We start from the raw sequence: 17,220 nt of genomic DNA, 5'->3' as shown, positions 1-17,220 counted from the left end.
TATCAGGTCCGTTTGAAGTTGACGAGGTTCTTGGGTCGCCAGCCGTCCATGACGGTACTGGCGCGTACGATTAATTCCACCGGCGCGATCTTCTCCACCGGCTCTTCTTGCTGGCCGTTGAGCAGCATGTCCACGCCCAACGCACCCAGTTCTTTTTTGTCGATGCGCAGCGTGGTCAGCGGACGGTGTCCCAGCACGGCGGTCGAGATATCGTCGAAGCCGACGATGGCGATGTCGTGCGGGACTTTCAATCCCTTGGCCAGGCAGCAGCGCATCGCCACCAGCGCGGCGCTGTCGTTGTAGCAGAACAGCGCATCCGGCGGATGCGGCAGCGACAGCAGCTGCTCGGTCGCTTCCCAGGCGCCGATTTCCAGGTCGACGCCGTCCGGCAGGTAGGCCTCCATGCGCGGATCGCCAAGGATGCCTTCCTCGAACAGCGCTTGCCGGTAGCCGCGCGCGCGTTCGCGGATCGAGTAATGCGATAACGGGCCGGAAATGAAGCCGATGCGCGTGCGGCCGGTATCGATCAGGTGCTTGGTCGCCAGGTAGCCCCCCATCATATTGTCCGGGTTGACCGAGCTGTAACCGCGCAGCTTCATATCGATCAGCACCAGTTGCTTGCCGGTCGAGCGCAGGGCGCTCAGCGTCTCCGGTTCGAAGAAGCCGGCGCACACAATGCCGTCCGGCGCGTGCATGCGGATCTGGTCGATCAGGCCATCGGCCGGGCCCACCGCCATGAACGACAGCACGATGCCTTGCTTGCGGCAGGCTTCCTCCGCACCGTGCAGCACCGGCGAATAAAACGGACTGCTGGCCGCCGTGTTGTGCTGGCGGTGCAGCAGGAAGGTCAGGCGGCGCAGGCGTTTCGGCCGCAGCTTGCAAAAATCGTAGCCCAGACCGCGCGCCGTTTCCAGCACCATCTGGCGGGTGGCTTCGGTCAGGCCGGGTTCATTTTTCAACGCGCGTGAAATCGTCCCCGCTGATACGCCCGCGACACGGGCGATGTCCCTGATCGTGATATTCGTCCCCATTATTTTTGTGTCTCCTCGGTGTGATGGAAGTCTTGCATTAGCGTTATTGACGGTCAACCGCGATAGCGAGTTGGCCTTTGAGTTTAGCGTAATTTACTAAACACGCTCAATTTAGTGAATATGGCTAAACTGAGGCCGAAATTCGCTTGGTGTTTGACCGGCCGGCGGCAACTATGCAGAATATTTTTATCAATAATATAAAAACCATCCATACGAGGAGACGCTCATGGAACACGTTGCACCCGCAACAGTGCACCCGCACGCCCATGCGGAAGGTGGCAACACCGTCCCGCTGATTATCATCACGCTATTGTTTTTCATGTGGGGGCTACTGACCTCACTGAATGACGTGCTGATTCCGCACCTGAAATCGATCTACACGCTGAACTATGTACAGGCCATGCTGGTGCAGTTCTGCTTCTTTGGCGCCTACTTCATCGTTTCGCTGCCGGCCGGGATGCTGATCAAGAAAATCGGCTACCAGCGCGGCGCGGTCAGTGGACTGGTGCTGGCGGCCGCCGGCTGCGCATTGTTCTTCCCGGCGTCGACCAGTGGCTATGCCTTGTTCCTGCTGGCGTTCTTCGTGCTGGCCAGCGGCATCACCATCCTGCAAGTGGCGGCCAATCCGTTTGTCACGGTGCTGGGCGCGCCCGCCACCGCCTCCAGTCGGCTGACGCTGACGCAAGCCTTCAATTCGCTGGGTACGACCATTGCGCCGGCGCTGGGCGGTGTGCTGATCCTGGCCGAAGGCGCGCCTGCCGTTGCTGGCATCGTCCGCAGCAAGGCGGAGGAAGCAGCGGCGGTGCAGGGGCCGTATCTCGCGCTGGCGGCGGCGCTGCTGGCGCTGGCGATGCTGTTTGCGCTGGTGCGCCTGCCGAAGATCATGCACGCAGATGAAGAGGGCGGCGCGATGTCGTCCGTCAGCACTGGCGTGCTGGCGCACCGCCACCTGCTGCTGGGCGCCATTGGCATCTTCCTGTACGTCGGTGGAGAGGTCAGCATCGGCAGCTTCCTGATTAATTTCCTCGGCGAGGCGAATATCGCCGGCCTGTCGCATGGCGATGCGGCGCACTACGTCAGCTATTACTGGGGCGGCGCCATGATCGGCCGCTTCATCGGCTTTGCCGTCATGCGCTACATCAGTCCAGGCAAGGCGCTGGCGTTTAACGCGACTGCTTCCATCATTCTGATCCTGCTGGCGATCTTTGGCCATGGCCAGTTGGCCATGTGGTCGATCATTGCGGTCGGCCTGTTCAACTCCATCATGTTCCCGACCATCTTCAGCATGGCACTGCACAAGCTGGGCAAGCAGACCGGCCAGGGCTCGGGCATTCTGTGCATGGCGATCGTCGGCGGCGCACTGGTGCCTTTCGCGCAAGGCCTGCTGGCGGATACCATCGGCCTGCAACAGTCGTTCTTCGTGCCCGCCGCCTGCTATGTGTTCATCCTCTATTTCGGCTTGAAATACGCCGGCATGTACCACAACAAGGAGACTGTATGAAGTTGAAACTGGCGATCGCATTCGCCCTGGCCGCGATGTCGGCGCAGGCGGCCGAGCAACCATGGATGGACAAGTCGCTGAGCGCCGACCAGCGCGCCGAACTTGCGCTGAAGGCGATGACGCAGCAGGAAAAACTGCGCTGGGTGATGGGCCACTTCGGTTCCGACCGCGACCAGCACAAGAAGCATCCGGCAGCGCTGCCTTTCTCGGCCGGCTACATCGAGGGCGTGCCGCGCCTTGGCCTGCCGGCGCTGTTCGAGACGGATGCCGGCCTGGGCGTCGCCACGCAGGCGAGCAAGACGCCGCGCGAACGTACCTCGCTGCCTTCCGGCCTGGCTACCACCGCCACCTGGGACCGCGCGCTGGCCTACAAGGGCGGCGCGATGATCGGGTCCGAAGCGCGCGCTTCCGGCTTTAATGTCATGCTGGCCGGTGGCGTCAATCTGCTGCGCGAGCCGCGCAACGGCCGCAATTTCGAATACGCCGGTGAAGATCCTCTGCTGGCCGGCAGCATGGTGGCGGAGCAGGTCAAGGGCATCCAGTCCAACAACGTCATCGCCACCATGAAGCACTACGCCGTCAATGACCAGGAGACTGGGCGCTTCGTGGTGGATGTCCGGCTGGACGACGCCAGCAATCGCATGTCCGATCTGCTGGCGTTCCAGTTCCTGATGGAGCAGGCCGATCCCGGCTCGGTCATGTGCTCATACAACCGTCTGAATGGCGTCTACGCTTGCGAGAACGATTACCTGTTGAACCAGGTGTTGAAGAAGGACTGGGGCTACAAGGGCTATGTCATGACCGACTGGGGCGCTGCGCACAGCACGGTGGAAGCCGCGAACGCTGGCCTCGATCAGCAGTCCGCCTGGGAGTTCGACAAGTCGGCATACTTCGGCGGTGCGCTGGAGGAAGCTGTCACCAATGGCCATGTGTCACAGGCGCGCTTCGACAACATGGTGTTCCGCGTGCTGCGCGCCATGTTTGCCAACGGCGTGGTGGACCATCCGGTCGCCGAAGGCGGCAAGATCGACTATGCCGCCAACAGTGTGGTCAGCCGCATCGATGCGGAAGAGGGCATGGTGCTGCTGAAGAATGCCAACAGCGTGCTGCCGCTGAAGGCTGGCGCGAAGAAGATCGTCATCATTGGTGCGCATGCGGATGTCGGCGTGCTGGCCGGTGGCGGTTCATCGCTGGTATATCCGATAGGTGGCAACGCGGTGCCGGGCATTGCGCCGACTTCGTGGCCTGGACCAGTGGTGTATCACCCTTCGTCGCCATTGAAAGCGATTCAGGCGCGCGCACCTGGCGCTTCGGTCAGTTTTAATGACGGCAAGGACCCTGTCGCCGCAGCCAAGGCGGCCGCCGATGCGGATGTCGTGCTGGTGTTCGCGCAGCAGTGGGTGGGTGAGGCGCTGGACGCGGTGTCGCTGTCGCTGCCGGATAATCAGGACGCGGTGATTTCCGCTGTCGCCAAGGCCAATCCAAAGACCGTGGTGGTGCTGGAAACTTCCGGCCCGGTGCTGATGCCGTGGGTGGAGCAGGCTGCCGGCATCCTCCAGGCGTGGTATCCGGGCAGTGCCGGTGGCGAGGCCATTGCGCGCGTGCTGTTTGGCGAAGTTAATCCGTCCGGCCACTTGCCGGCGACCTTCCCAGCCTCGGAGAGCCAGCTGCCGCGTCCCAAGCTGGATGGCGATCCGAAAAACGAAACCGTGCGTTTCACGGTCAACTATCATGAAGGCGCGGCGGTTGGCTACAAGTGGTTTGACCTCAAGGGGCTGAAGCCGCTGTTCCCGTTTGGTCACGGCCTGTCGTACACGCAGTTTGCCTACTCGGGCCTGAAGTCCAGCCAGAAGGACGGCAAGCTGTCGCTCAGTTTCAAGGTAACGAATACCGGCGCTGTCAAAGGCAAAGATGTGCCGCAGCTGTATGTGGCGCCGCTGAACGCCAAATGGGAAGCGCCGAAACGTCTGGCCGGCTGGGACAAGGTGGAGCTGGCGCCGGGCGAAAGCAAGGAAGTCAGCGTCACGGTCGACCCGCGCCTGCTGGGCGTTTTCGACAGCAAGAGCAAGACCTGGCGCATCGCAAAAGGTGGTTACAAGGTGCTGCTGGCGCATGACGCGGCAGACGCCAAAGCGACAAGCATCACTGTCCAGCTGCCGCAGCGCACGCTGAACGTCAACGGAAAATAAACAGAGGAGCGAGACTTGAAACAACTATACAAATTCTGCGCGATGGCGATGATGATCGGTGCCTGTGGCATCGTTGAGGCAGCGCCTGCCGCGAAGGGCGATTTCGTCACCGTCAAGAACACGCACTTTGCGCGCAAGGGCCAGGCTTACTACATCGCCGGCGCCAACTTCTGGTACGGCGGCTACCTCGGCGCCGCCACCGGCGTTGGCGACCGTGCACGCCTGGTGAAAGAGCTGGATAACATGAAGGCCATCGGCATCAACAACCTGCGCGTGCTGGCCGTCTCGGAAAAGACCGAGATGAAGAGCGCCGTCAGCCCGGCCACCACCAGCGCCCCAGGCCAGTACGATGAGAACCTGTTGGCCGGCCTGGACTTCCTGATGGCGGAAGTGGCCAAGCGTGACATGACCGTGGTGATCTACCTGAATAACTTCTGGCAGTGGTCTGGCGGCATGACGCAGTACCTGAACTGGTTCGAAGGCACGCCGGCGCTGGACCCGAACGTGACCAAGGACTACGACACCTATATGCAGAAGACGGCCGGCTTCTACCGCAACGCCGCCGCGCAAACCGAATACCGCAACGTCATCGCCAAGATCGTCAAGCGCGTCAACACGATAACCGGCAAGCCATACACCGAAGACACCCACATCCTGTCCTGGCAGTTGGCGAATGAGCCGCGTCCGGGCAACGGCAAGTCGACGGCGGAAGAAAAAGCAGTCTACGTCAAATGGATCGACGATGTGGCGGGCTACATCCATAGTCTCGACAAGAACCATCTGGTCAGCACGGGCAGCGAAGGCCTGGCTGGCTCCGCGCAGGATGCGCAATTGTTCCTGGATGCTCACCGCACCAAAAATGTCGACTACCTGACCTACCACCTGTGGCCGAAGAACTGGGGTTGGTTCGACTCCAACAACCCAACCGGCAGCTGGGACAACGCCATCGGCAAAAGCCGTGACTACCTGAACTCGCACATCGAGTTGGCCAAGAAGCTGGGCAAGCCCATCGTGCTGGAGGAGTTTGGCCTGGACCGCGACGGCCCGTCGTTCAGCATCAAGGCGACGACCAAGATCCGCGACCGCTTCTACCGCGAGGTATTCGACATCGTCGCCACCCGCGCACAGAAAGGCGATCCGATCGCCGGCTTCAATTTCTGGGCATGGGGCGGCATGGGACGCGCGGCCAATGCGGATTACTGGTGGAAGCCAGGCAATGACTTCGTCGGCGATCCGCCGCAGGAAGAGCAGGGCCTGTACTCGGTGTTCGATTCTGACGTCAGCTCGCTGCTGCTGATTAAGGAGTACGCCGACAAACTGCACGGTATCAAGCGATGAAGCGCCTGCTGGTATTGCTGGCGATGATCGTCAGCGTCAACGCCCACGCCCAGAAGTTTGCCGGGCTGGCCGACACGCCGCAGATGGGCTGGAACAGCTGGAACTCGTTCGGTTGCGACATCAACGAAAAGCTGATCCGCGATACAGCGGACGCCATGGTCAGGCTGGGTCTCAAGGATGCCGGCTACGAGTATGTCAACATCGACGACTGCTGGCACGGCAAGCGTGACAAGGATGGCTTCATCCATCCGGACCCGGAACGCTTCCCGTCGGGGATGAAGGCGCTGGCAGATTATGTGCACAGCAAGGGCCTCAAGCTGGGCATTTATTCGGACGCCGGCGCCACCACCTGCGGCGGCAAGCCGGGCAGCCGTGGCCACGAGTATCAGGATGCCAAGACCTACGCCGGCTGGGGCATCGATTACGTCAAGTATGACTGGTGCGACACCAAGGGCCTGAGCGCTCAGGGCGCCTACACCACGATGCGCGACGCCATCCGTGCCGCTGGCCGGCCGATGTTTTTCAGCATGTGCGAATGGGGCGACAACAAGCCGTGGGAGTGGGCCAGGGACATCGGCCATTCGTGGCGCACCAGCGCGGACATTTATCCATGCTGGAACTGCGAGCTGAATCACGATGCTTACTCGCGCCTTGGTGTGTTGCGCATCTTCGACCGCCAGGCCGGCTTGCGCAAGTACGCCGGCCCGGGCCACTGGAACGATATGGACATGCTGGAAGTCGGCATGGGCATGACGGAAGACGAGGACCGCGCGCACTTCTCGATCTGGGCGATGATGGCGTCACCGCTCATCCTCGGCAACGACCTGCGCAAAATTCCGCAATCCACGCTGCGCATCCTGGAGAACAAGGATGTCATCGCGATCAACCAGGACAAGGCCGGCATCCAGGCTTGGAAGTTCTTCGACGACGGCAAACTGGAATACTGGGCCAAGCCGCTGGCGAACAACGAATGGGCGCTGATGGTGCTGAATCGCGGCGAGCAGGCGGCCGGCGTCAACTATGACTGGAAAGCGCACCTGGTCAGCGATGAGCTGAGCAAGCGTGAACTCGACTTCAAGCTGGCAACCTATGACTGGCAAGACATCTGGGGCGGCAAGTCGGGCGATACCGGCAAGAAGCTGGAAGCGAAGGTGGCGCCGCATAGCGTGCTGCTGTTGCGCCTCAAGCCGCAGCCGCTGGATGGCGCGGCGTGCAGCACCACGCCGGCGCCGCGCAAGCTGAGTTACCACTGGATGTCGCGCACCCGCTGGCAGCAGATGTTCGACGAAGACGTGGAAGTCGCCGACAAGGGCGGCGTCGACCTGCTGTTTGTTGGCGACTCGATCACCGAGGGCTGGAACGCGGATGTCTGGAAGCGCTCCTTCGGTCAGTGGCGCACGGCCAATTTCGGCATCGGCGGCGACCATACCGGCAATGTGTTGTGGCGCTTGCAGAACGGGCACGCTGAAAAGCTGCGTCCCAAGACTGTGGTGCTGACCATCGGCGTCAACAACTTCAGCTTCTGCAACGCGACGCCGGCGCAAGCCTTTGATGGCGTCAAGCTGGTGGTGGCGCAGTTGCGCAAGCTGTATCCGGATGCGCGCATTCTGCTGAACGCCATTCTGCCGCACGGCGAGTCGCCGCAAAGCGTGGAGCGCAAGCGGGTAGTGGAGTTGAACCGCATGGTTGCGACCCTCAACGATGGCAAGCACGTGTTCTTCCATGATTATGGCCAGGCGTTCCTGCAGAAGGATGGCGTGATGTCGGCGGATGTAATGCCGGACTTCCTGCATCCGACACCGTGGGGCTATCAACTGTGGGCCGACGCCATGCTGCCGGATATCCGCAAGCTGATGGAGTGAGTGTGAGCCGATTTCGCCCACAGCGCCGGATAAAGGCGGCATTGACGGCGGCAGGCTGGCTTGCCGCCAGTCTCGCCGGATCGGCGACCATTCCGGCCGCCGATCCGCACGTTGCGCGCATGGGGCGCACGCAAACGCTAGCGGATGGCGGCGTGCGCTTCAGCTATCCCGGCGTGAGCTTTCAGGTCAGTTTTGAGGGCACACGGCTGATCGCCACCATGCAGGCCAGCGGCAAGCAAAGCTATGTGGACGTGATTGTGGACGGCGAGGCACGCAAGCTGCGCCTGGATGAAGGTCGTCAGACGCAGGTGCTGGCGGCCGGGCTGGCGCGCGGTCTGCATACCGCGCAAATTGTCAACCGCTCGGAAACCTGGCAGGGCAATGCGGCTTTGCTGGACCTCGACACGGATGGCGCGTGGCACGCGGCGCCAACTCTGCCGGACCGCAAGCTGCTGTTGCTGGGCGACTCCGTCACCTGCGGTGCGGCGATCGACCGTGTGCCCGGTGAGGAGAACGGCGCGGCATCGGCCAATCCGCGTGCATCTTATGGCATGTTGATGGCGCAGCAGCTGAAAGCGCAGGTACAGCTGGTCTGCTACGGAGGACGAGGCCTGGTCCGCACGTGGGAAGGCAAAACCAAGGAACTGAATCTGGCCGACTATTACGGCATGGCGCTGCCGACGCAGCCGGTCGCCGTGCCGTGGGATCAGCGCGACTACCGGCCGGACGCCATCCTGGTCGCCATCGGCACCAACGACATGACCACCGGCATACCGGAGCGCGAGCAGTATGTGACCGCGTATGTATCACTGGTGAACACGCTGTTGCAAGACCATCCGCAAGCGCAGATCATGCTGACTGAAGGCGGCATTCTCACCGGCGAAAAGCAGGCCGTGCTCACGGCCTACATCAGCGAAACGATACGCCGCGTGGGCGATTCACGCGTGCACGCCATCGCCTCCAAAGGTTATCCGGGCGACGCCGCCAACGGCCATCCGACCGGCGCGCAAAACATCAGCATCGTCAACGACCTGCTGCCGCAGGTGCGCAAGGTTATGCGCTGGTAATCAGTTGGCCCAGCATGGGCGCCAGCAGCACCATCAACACGCCGCTGAAGATCATGGTCAGGCTGGCGACCGCGCCTTCCTGCGGACCAATCGAACGCGCCTTGCTCAAGCCGAAGCCATGGGCCGCCGCGCCATACGGTGCGCCGCGCGCAATGCGCATGCGCAGCGGCAGCCTCGCCAGCAGCACCTGGCCAAGCAGGATGCCGAACAAGCCGGTAATGATGACAAACACGCCGGTCAGCTGCGCCGAACCGCCCAGGTGGCGCGTGGCTTCGAGTGCAAAAGGTGTCGACACCGAGCGTGCCAGCAGGCTTTGCGCCATGCTGCCGTGCAGGTCCAGCAAGCGGTCCAGCAGCAGTGTGCTGCCCAGCGAAGCGGCGATACCGGCCACGCTGCCGAGCGTCAGCGCCAGCCAGTGCTCCTTCACCAGATCGCGATACTGATAGATCGGCAGCGCAAACGCTACCGTTGCCGGGCCGAGTAGCCAGGACAGCCAGCGCGTATCGCCAAAGTAGACCGGGAACGGTGTCGACGACAGCTGCACCACCGCGATCAGCACCGCCGAGGTGGCGATGGCGGGCGTCAGCCACAGGCGCGGGTAGCGTTTGTGCAAAGCCTGATTTGCATAGAACAGGCCCAGTGTCAGCAGCAGGAACAGCAGCGGCTTCACGCGGCACGCTCCGCGCGCAACCGGCGCAGCTTGCGGCCGCGCTCAAAGCGGCACACCCATTCGACGGTGAAAGCGGTCGCCAGCATCACGCAGGCGAAGCCGATGCCGATGGCGGCGAACAGCCGCAGGCCATCTTCTTTCAGCAAGCCGGTGAATTGCACCACCGATACCACCAGCGGAATGAAGAACAGCAGCATATTGGACAGCAGCCAGTCCGCGCCATGTTCGATGGCGGAAGGCCGCAGCACGCCGGATTGCAGCAGCGCGACCATGATAATCAGGCCGACCACGCCGCCGGAGAAGGGCAAGCCGACCCAGGCCGAGAAGCGGTCGGCGGCATACCACGCCGCGATCAGCCCCAGCACCTGCGCCAATGTGTAGACAATACGTTTCATGCTGCCATTTTAGGTGTCGCCGGATAAAAGATAAAATGAATTAAAATTATTAAAATCATTCTGAATTGGAATAGATAATGGACATCCGCGCACTGCGCTATTTCGTTGCTGTGGTCGACCATCAGGGCTTCAGCCGCGCTGCCGAGGCGCTGCATGTGACCCAGCCGACGGTCAGCAAGATGATCCAGCAGCTGGAGCAGTCGCTCGACTTGACGCTGCTGGAACGTGTCGGCAAGCGCTTCACGCTGACCGACGCCGGCAACGTGGTGCTGCAACGCGGCCGCGCGCTGCTGGCGATGCATGAAGAAATGGGCGTTGAGCTGGCTGACTTGCAGCAGATGCGGCGCGGCGATCTGCGCATCGGCGTCACCCAGCAGGCGCACGCGCCACTGGCGCCGCTGCTGGCGGCTTATCACAAGCGCTATCCGCAGATAGAACTCAAGCTGTTTGAGGGCGGCTCGCAAGGCATCGAGGCGGACTTGCGCAGCGGCGCGCTGGAAATGGGGACGATGCTGGACTATCCTTCCAATGCGTCGGCATGGCAGGACTTCGATTCCTTCCCGTTGCTGACATCGCCCATGTGCCTGCTGGCGCCCAAGGATGCGCCATGGCGCGGACGTCGCGGCGTGGCGCTCAGCGAATTGGCCGATTGCGCCTTCATCTTCTACGGCGAAGGCTTCGCGCTGAACGAAGTGATTGCGGATGCCTGCCTGCGCGCCGGCTTCAAGCCACGCATCAGCAGTCGTAGCGGTCAATGGGATTTCGTCGCCTCGCTGGTGCGGCTGGGCGTCGGCGTCACGCTGCTGCCCAAGGTGTTTTGCGATACGCTGGAGAAGGGCCAGTTCACCGTGGTTAAGCTTCAGGAACCGGCGCTGGACTGGAAGCTGATGCTGGCCTGGCGGCGCGGCGGACATCTTTCATTCGCCGCGCGCGCCTGGCTCGATCTGGTGCGCAGTAAATCCGCCTAGAAGTTGGCGCCGATGCGGAAGCCGAACATGCGTGGTTCGATGAAGTTGGACTTCATGAAGCCACCGAAGGCCGAGTCGGTGCTGGTCTTGGCATGCTTGTCGCTGAAATTGCGGACGTACAGTTCGGCGTGCCATGTGTCTTCCGGCGATTCAAGCCGCACCGACGCGTCGCCCGTCGCATAGGCGCTCTGGTAACGGCCGATGTGTGCGAACTCGGAATTCAGCAGATCGAAGTAGGCCTTGTCGCGCCAGTTCACCTTCACATACGGGATCACCTTGTAGCCGTTTGCCAGACCGAACTCCTGCGAGAAGTTCAGGTTGAGCTGATACTTCGGCGTATTCGGCAGGTGGTTGCCGTCGATATCGGCAAGGCGGCGGCCCAGCAGCGTCTTGTCGGTGCCGTTGTAGACGGCCGGGCAGGCCTGCAGTCCCAGTTCGGTGCGCACGTCGCACAGATAGTCGTCGCTGTACGAATTGAAGTCGTGGACGCTGGTGTTGATGTAGGCGAACCCGCCACCGAAGCGCGCACCGCGCCATGGCCGGTAATCCCATTCCAGTTCCAGGCCAGGGATGTTGACGCGGCCGACGTTGATGGTACGCCAGGTTTCGTACACATCGCATTTCGGCTGGTCGGCCGGGCAGGGCAGGCCGTTGTCCGGAATGATCTGGTTGACGAAGTAGGTGCCGGTCAGCTGCATGCCTTTGTACTTCATGAGGAAGGCAGTGGCGGACAGGCTCAGTTTGTTTTCCAGGAACTTGCCCTTGAAGCCCAGCTCATAGTTGGTGACGGTTTCCGGATCGTAGGGCAGGAAGGTGACTTGTCCCGGCTTGCCGTCGGCGCACAGGTGATAGTTGCAGGTGTCCGCCTTGTCGGCGAAGCCTCCCGCCTTGTAGCCGGTAGAGATGGAGCCGTAGACCATCTTGTTGTTGTCGATCTGCTTCTGCAGGCCGAGGCGCCAGGTGACCTTGTTCCATGTCTGTTTGTGGTCGTTGGAGGTTGGCGATCCATACAGGCGATAAGCATCGACGCTGCCGCCCATGCCCGGCGAGAGGTCGGTGCCGTCGTGAACGTGGAAGCCCGGCGTGCCGGGCGTGCCTTGCGAATACCAGCCGTTGTAGTAGGCGGCGTTGCCGATCCAGTTGGCGCCATACACCTTGCCGCCTTTGTCCTCCTTGCTGTCGACGCTGTAGCGCGCGCCGGCGGTGGCGGTCCATGTCGGGATGAATTGCCAGTCGGCTTGCGCGAAGGCTGCCTTGGCGTCCACCTGGCGGTTAGGCTGGTGATACAGCACGCTGCCGACATCGCCGTAAGGCTTCTGGATGGTGTTGGTCTGCTCGTAGTCGATCGCGTTCCGCTCGTGCATCCAGAACAGGCCCGCCACGTATTTGACGCTGCCCAGTTGCTGCTTGAGCTGGGCCTCGTGTACGGTCGACAGGTAGCGCGAGGATAGCGTGCGGTGGAAGGAGTCGGTCAGCGGCCAGGTGCCCCAGTTGCCGTCGGCGGAATTCGGATAGGCGCCGTTGATCTGGAATGGTGCGGCGTTCTGCAGGCCCTTGTCGTCGTCGGTGATCTCCGAGCGCCGCTGGTCGGCCACCTGGAAGGTGTAGTCGAAGCTGGTGTGGTCGTTGATATTCCAGTTGACGCCGGTGCGGAGTGTGCGGATCTTCATGTCGATGTGACCCGGCACGTTGACATTGATGTCCCACTTGCCCTGGTCGGTGCAAGCGTAGCGTGTGCCGGCGCCGGCCTCGCAGTCGCGGAAGTTGGCGCCGCCGGCGCTGGAGTCCTGGAATTCTTCGTAGGCCGCCTTGGCGGTGAGGTCGCGATTGACCTTCAGCAGCGCAGTCAGGCGGCCCGCCCATTGGTCCTGGTTGGTGTAGTACTTGCTCGGACCGACCGGCGTATTGAAGCGCTGGTCGACGTCCGGCTTGCCATTCGGGATCCAGCCCAGCGCTGGCGCATTGGCTTCGCTGACGTCGCGGCTCTGGTTGGCATAGCCGTCGCGTTTCACTTTCATGAAGGTGCCACGCAGCGCGAGCGAGTCGTTGATCACCCAGTTTTGCACCAGGTTCAGCTGCTTCTTGTTGTAGTTGCCCAGGTCCAGCTGCGCATTGCCGTAGTTACCGGTCCAATCGGGCTTGGCGGGAATGACGTTGATGCTGCCGCCGGTCGAGTTACGGCCGAACAGCGTCCCTTGCGGGCCGCGCAGCACTTCCACCTGCTCCAGATCGAACATCAGCGCCTGCGCGCCTTGCGGGCGCGGCGAGTACATGCCGTCGACGTGGAAGCCGACCGCCGGGTCGCCGGTCTCGGTAAAATTGGTGGAGGTGATGCCGCGTATGGTGATCTGCACCGCCGAATCGAGGCCGGTGTTTTCGATGACGACGTTGGGCATTTCGCCGCTCAGGTCACGCAGGCTGGTGGCGCCCTTGCGCGCCAGCTGTTCCTGGGTGATGGCGGTGACCGCCAGCGGGGTCTTGAGCAGCGAAGTGGAATAGCGGGTGGCGGTGACTTGAACTTCCGGGATTTCGTCCTGCGCAGCGGCCACGCTCATGAAACTGCAAGCGCTGGCCACGGCAAGACTCATCAGCGTCTTACTCGTAGGGTGCAGCATTTTGTCTCCTTGGTGTTATTAGAGTGGTCATTCGCCAAATCTTGATGCGGCCGCGCTCAGGATGTGGCAATCTGACAATTCAGTATTGACCTCCGATTCGGGGTGGTCAAACAGAACACCATTTGATGACGCAGTTTATTCAGGTTTACTAAACATGAAGAGATACCACCTTGCAGCTTGCGTGCTGGTTTTGAGCGCGCTGACTTCTCCCCTCCATGCGGCGCAGCAGCCGTTGAAAATGCGCTGGGAGGTGTTGCGCAACGAACTGGCCGGGCCGCAGGGGCGAACCAAGGCGCGCCTCAGCATCACCGCGCTGAAGGGAGCGCCGTTGCCGGCGCAGGGCTGGTCGCTGTATTTCAACACCGCGTATGGCATCGTCAATGGGCCGCTGGATGGTCACCTGGTGATGGAAAAAGTCAGTGGCGGCTTGTACCGCGTGCGGCCGGCGGCCGGCTTCAAGGGCCTGAAGGCGGGGCGCACGCTGCATGTGGATTACTATTTTTCCGATGTGCTGATCAAGCTGGAACGCGCGCCCGCCGGTCCTTACCTGGTCTACGATGCCGCGCCGGAGGTGGCGCACGCCGTCAGCGACTATCAGGTGCTGCTGCCGACACGCCCGGAACAGTTGACGCGGCCGGCCGGCGCACATGTGCTGGTGATGCCGCAGGATACCTACCGCCGCAATGCGCAGGCGGACCTGCTGCCGGCCAGCGCGCTGCCGCCACTCTTTCCGACGCCGCTGGAATTGAAGGCAGGCGCCGGTCGCGTGCAGTTGCTGCGCGCGCCGCAAGTGATCTCCGGCCCTGGTCTGAAGTACGAAACGGCGTTTGCCCGCGCGCTGTTTGCGCGCTATCTGCCGCAGGGGGATAGCACGCGTACACCGCTGCCGCTGCGCCTGCGCATCGGTGTGGTGGACGGGCAGCAGTCGCCGGAAGCCTATGAGCTGAGCATCAGCGCCGACGATGGCATCAACATCACCGGCAACACGGCGGCTGGTGTCGCGCGTGGCCTGCAATCGCTGCACGATCTGTTGCCTTTGCCGTCGCCTGCCGCCGCGCAGATCGAGTTGCCGGCGCTGGAGGTGGTGGATGCGCCGCGCTTCGCCTATCGCGGCTTCCAGCTGGATGTCGCGCGCAACTTCCAGCCGAAGGAAGTGGTGCTGAAGACGCTGGACCTGATGGCCACCTACAAGCTAAACAAGCTGCATTTCCACATCACCGATGATGAAGGCTGGCGGCTGGAAATCGCCGGCCTGCCGGAACTGACCAGCATCGGTGCGGTGCGTGGCTACAGCGCGAAGGATGGCGTGCGTTTGCCGCCGGCGTATGGTTCGGGCCCGCGCAGCGACGATCCGCATGGCAGCGGCTACTACACCCGCGCCGACTATATCGAGATCCTGCGCTACGCGGCCGCACGCCACATCGAGGTGATACCGGAGGTGGAGATGCCGGGCCATGCACGCGCCGCCGTCAAGGCGATGGAGGCGCGCTATCACCGGCTGACGGCGGCGGGCGAGCAGGGGGCGGCGCGCTACCTGCTGAACGATTTCGACGACCGCTCGGTGTATAACTCGCCGCAGCAGTACAACGATCATGTGATCAATCCTGGCCTGGAGTCCAGCTATGCATTCATCGATCATGTGGTCGAACAGATCGCTGCGCTGCACCGCGACGCTGGCGTGCCGTTGAAGACCATGCATGTCGGCGGCGATGAGCTGCCGCATGGCGCATGGGAGAAATCGCCGGTCAGCCTGGCGCTGATGCAGCGCGAGAAGCTGGCCAGCGTGGCGGATCTGTGGGATTACTTTTACAACCGTGTCGACGGCATCCTGCGCAAGCATGGCATGACTGCCTCGGGCTGGGAGGAGCTGGGGGCGCGTCGTTCGGCGCAGGAAGGCGCGCAACTGCTGCCGAATCCGCGCTTTACGCAGCGGGGTTTCAGCCTGTATGTATGGAATAACACGCCGGGCAATGAGGAATTTGCGTGGCGTGCTGCCAACGCCGGCTACGACATTGTGCTGGCGCCGGTGACCAATATGTATCTGGATATGGCGGCCAATGCCAATCCGGAGGAGCCGGGAGTCAACTGGGGCGCGTATGTGGAGCTGGATACGGTGTACAACTTCAAGCCGATCAGCGCGCAGTTGAGCGAGCCTGGGCGCAAGCGCATACGCGGACTGGAAGCCACGCTGTTTTCGGAAACGATCCGTGAAGCCAGCCAGCTGGACTACCTGATGATGCCGCGACTGCTGGCGGTGGCCGAGCGGGCGTGGGCACCGGACCCGGCCTGGGCGCTGGCTGGCGATGCGGCGCAGACGGCCGGCTTGCATCGGGCAGCCTGGTCGGGCTTCGTCAATGTGCTGGGACAGCGGGTGCTGCCGCGCCTGGACCTGGAGCGCGGCGATGTGGCTTACCGGATCGCGCCGCCAGGAATGGTGGTGGAGGGCGGCAAGGTGCTGATCAACCATCTGCTGCCGGGCATGACTTTGCGCTACACCACCGATGGCAGTGCACCGACGGTGCGCAGCAAGCCGGTGACCGGGCCGATCGCCGCCAGGGGCACGATTTCCGCCGCCGCTTTCGACCGCACCGGCCGCGCCGGCCTGGTGGCGCGCATCGTCAACCGCTAGCCCCGCCGCCGCATTTTCGCGCAGGCGGGTATCCCCAGCATGGGTTGCGGCGTACGCCGGAACGACGGGGCGGAGGTTTTTGCCGTCCAGTCGCCGTTTTGTGCAGTTCGTCGCAATCCCTGGTCGCTGGTTCGTGCGCGCGGGCTATGATGCTTGTATCAACACCAGAGGATGCGATATGAAGAAGCTTTTCCAGTTCGGCTTGCTGTTTGCCGCGTTTTGCTCGCTGTTTGGCCGTGCCGGCGCCGCTGACGACGTCACCGAAACACGCATGATCCCCATCGATGCCCGCGTGGTGCGGGTCAAGATCGATGGCGTCGTCGATCTCAAGCTGCGCCAGGGCGACACGCCGACGCTGCGCATCATCGGCGAGAAGCGCTACCTGGACAAGCTGACCGCGTCCCAATCCGGCGACACCTTGCATCTGGAAAGCGAGGGGCGCGGCATCAAGATCGGGCGCGGCACCGCCCGTGCCGAGCTGATCCTTCCAAAATTGCGCGAAGTGGTGTCGGAAGGCGTCGGCCAGACCGAAATCAACGGTTTCAGCGGCGACAAGCTGGATCTGACCCTGGATGGCGCCGGCAGCATGAAAATCGTCTGCGACTACAAAATCGTCAAGGCCAACCTGGGCGGCGTCGGCAGCATGAACGTGTGGCTGAGCGAGAATGAAGAAGCCGAGCTGGACCTGCGCGGCGCCGGCTATATCACGCTGGGCGGGCGCAGCAAGCTGCTGAAGGCCAACCTGGGCGGCGTCGGCGGGCTGAATGCGCAGCAGTTCCAGGCGGATTCTGTCGATGTCGACCTGAGCGGCCTGGGCAACGCCACCGTTACCGCCAGAACCAATGCGACGCTGAACCTCAGTGGCCTGGGATCGGTCATTGTGTATGGCAAGCCGTTGAACCGCAATGTGTCGGTGGACGGGCTGGGCAAGGTCAGCTGGAAGTAACAACACACC

General features: G+C 62.5%; 12 protein-coding genes. 8 read left to right on the top strand and 4 right to left on the bottom strand.

Annotation, left to right across the window (positions count from 1 at the left end):
• Window positions 1–2: 2 nt before the first annotated feature.
• On the bottom strand, window positions 3–1,031 hold the full coding sequence (locus BLS51_RS05355) for a LacI family DNA-binding transcriptional regulator (RefSeq protein WP_090177068.1): 1,029 nt from the start codon (window positions 1,029–1,031) through the stop codon (window positions 3–5).
• Window positions 1,032–1,257: 226 nt separating this feature from the next.
• On the opposite strand from BLS51_RS05355, the gene BLS51_RS05350 reads away from it, so the two are divergent.
• From BLS51_RS05350 to axe2C, 5 genes are read left to right on the top strand one after another with little or no spacing between them, the layout of a single operon-like run.
• Window positions 1,258–2,532, top strand: a complete 1,275-nt coding sequence (locus BLS51_RS05350; RefSeq protein ID WP_090177071.1) for a sugar MFS transporter — start codon at window positions 1,258–1,260, stop codon at window positions 2,530–2,532.
• The gene (locus tag BLS51_RS05345) at window positions 2,529–4,721 is read left to right on the top strand and encodes a beta-glucosidase (protein WP_090177076.1); all 2,193 of its coding nucleotides are present in this window, start codon (window positions 2,529–2,531) and stop codon (window positions 4,719–4,721) included. Before BLS51_RS05350 ends, BLS51_RS05345 begins: the two co-directional genes overlap by 4 nt.
• Window positions 4,722–4,736: 15 nt before the next feature.
• Window positions 4,737–6,059: a glycoside hydrolase 5 family protein gene (locus BLS51_RS05340; RefSeq protein ID WP_229207377.1), complete on the top strand. Its 1,323-nt coding sequence runs from the start codon at window positions 4,737–4,739 to the stop codon at window positions 6,057–6,059.
• Window positions 6,056–7,921 carry a GDSL-type esterase/lipase family protein gene (locus tag BLS51_RS05335; RefSeq protein WP_090177081.1) on the top strand — a complete coding sequence of 622 codons (1,866 nt, stop codon included), beginning with the start codon at window positions 6,056–6,058 and terminating at the stop codon, window positions 7,919–7,921. The genes BLS51_RS05340 and BLS51_RS05335 overlap by 4 nt, the downstream gene beginning before the upstream one ends.
• A 2-nt stretch (window positions 7,922–7,923) precedes the next feature.
• Entirely contained in the window at window positions 7,924–8,988 is a 1,065-nt protein-coding gene (gene axe2C / locus BLS51_RS05330) for a bifunctional acetylxylan esterase/glucomannan deacetylase AxeC2 (protein WP_139168651.1), read from the top strand.
• Here the strand turns inward: axe2C and BLS51_RS05325 are convergent.
• Window positions 8,975–9,658, bottom strand: coding sequence for an LrgB family protein (locus BLS51_RS05325; RefSeq protein WP_090177089.1), 684 nt, complete (start codon window positions 9,656–9,658; stop codon window positions 8,975–8,977). The genes axe2C and BLS51_RS05325 overlap by 14 nt on opposite strands.
• A complete protein-coding gene (locus BLS51_RS05320) occupies window positions 9,655–10,053 on the bottom strand; it encodes a CidA/LrgA family protein (RefSeq protein ID WP_090177092.1) in 399 nt (132 codons plus the stop codon). Before BLS51_RS05320 ends, BLS51_RS05325 begins: the two co-directional genes overlap by 4 nt.
• Window positions 10,054–10,130: 77 nt before the next feature.
• Between BLS51_RS05320 and BLS51_RS05315 the strand changes: the two genes are divergently transcribed.
• Complete coding sequence (locus BLS51_RS05315; protein WP_090177095.1) at window positions 10,131–11,021, top strand: LysR substrate-binding domain-containing protein; 891 nt, start codon at window positions 10,131–10,133, stop codon at window positions 11,019–11,021.
• On the opposite strand, the gene BLS51_RS05310 is transcribed toward BLS51_RS05315, so the two are convergent.
• On the bottom strand, window positions 11,018–13,636 hold the full coding sequence (locus BLS51_RS05310) for a TonB-dependent receptor (protein WP_090177099.1): 2,619 nt from the start codon (window positions 13,634–13,636) through the stop codon (window positions 11,018–11,020). The two genes, BLS51_RS05315 and BLS51_RS05310, sit on opposite strands and share 4 nt — an antisense overlap.
• Window positions 13,637–13,790: 154 nt before the next feature.
• On the opposite strand from BLS51_RS05310, the gene BLS51_RS05305 reads away from it, so the two are divergent.
• Window positions 13,791–16,265, top strand: coding sequence for a family 20 glycosylhydrolase (locus BLS51_RS05305; RefSeq protein WP_090177102.1), 2,475 nt, complete (start codon window positions 13,791–13,793; stop codon window positions 16,263–16,265).
• A 178-nt stretch (window positions 16,266–16,443) separates the two neighbouring features.
• A complete protein-coding gene (locus tag BLS51_RS05300) occupies window positions 16,444–17,211 on the top strand; it encodes a GIN domain-containing protein (protein WP_090177103.1) in 768 nt (255 codons plus the stop codon).
• The last annotated feature ends 9 nt before the right edge of the window (window positions 17,212–17,220 follow it).

Origin of the sequence: Duganella sp. OV510, from assembly GCF_900100205.1 — a bacterium.
Classification (GTDB): Bacteria; Pseudomonadota; Gammaproteobacteria; order Burkholderiales; family Burkholderiaceae_D; genus Rugamonas.
This window is presented reverse-complemented; position numbering and strand designations above follow the sequence as displayed.

Coding starts and splice junctions, on each gene's coding strand:
- BLS51_RS05355 (WP_090177068.1), bottom strand. CDS start 1,031: ATGGGGACGAATATCACGATCAGGGACATCGCCCGTGTCGCGGGCGTA.
- BLS51_RS05350 (WP_090177071.1), top strand. CDS start 1,258: ATGGAACACGTTGCACCCGCAACAGTGCACCCGCACGCCCATGCGGAA.
- BLS51_RS05345 (WP_090177076.1), top strand. CDS start 2,529: ATGAAGTTGAAACTGGCGATCGCATTCGCCCTGGCCGCGATGTCGGCG.
- BLS51_RS05335 (WP_090177081.1), top strand. CDS start 6,056: ATGAAGCGCCTGCTGGTATTGCTGGCGATGATCGTCAGCGTCAACGCC.
- BLS51_RS05320 (WP_090177092.1), bottom strand. CDS start 10,053: ATGAAACGTATTGTCTACACATTGGCGCAGGTGCTGGGGCTGATCGCG.
- BLS51_RS05315 (WP_090177095.1), top strand. CDS start 10,131: ATGGACATCCGCGCACTGCGCTATTTCGTTGCTGTGGTCGACCATCAG.
- BLS51_RS05310 (WP_090177099.1), bottom strand. CDS start 13,636: ATGCTGCACCCTACGAGTAAGACGCTGATGAGTCTTGCCGTGGCCAGC.
- BLS51_RS05305 (WP_090177102.1), top strand. CDS start 13,791: ATGAAGAGATACCACCTTGCAGCTTGCGTGCTGGTTTTGAGCGCGCTG.
- BLS51_RS05300 (WP_090177103.1), top strand. CDS start 16,444: ATGAAGAAGCTTTTCCAGTTCGGCTTGCTGTTTGCCGCGTTTTGCTCG.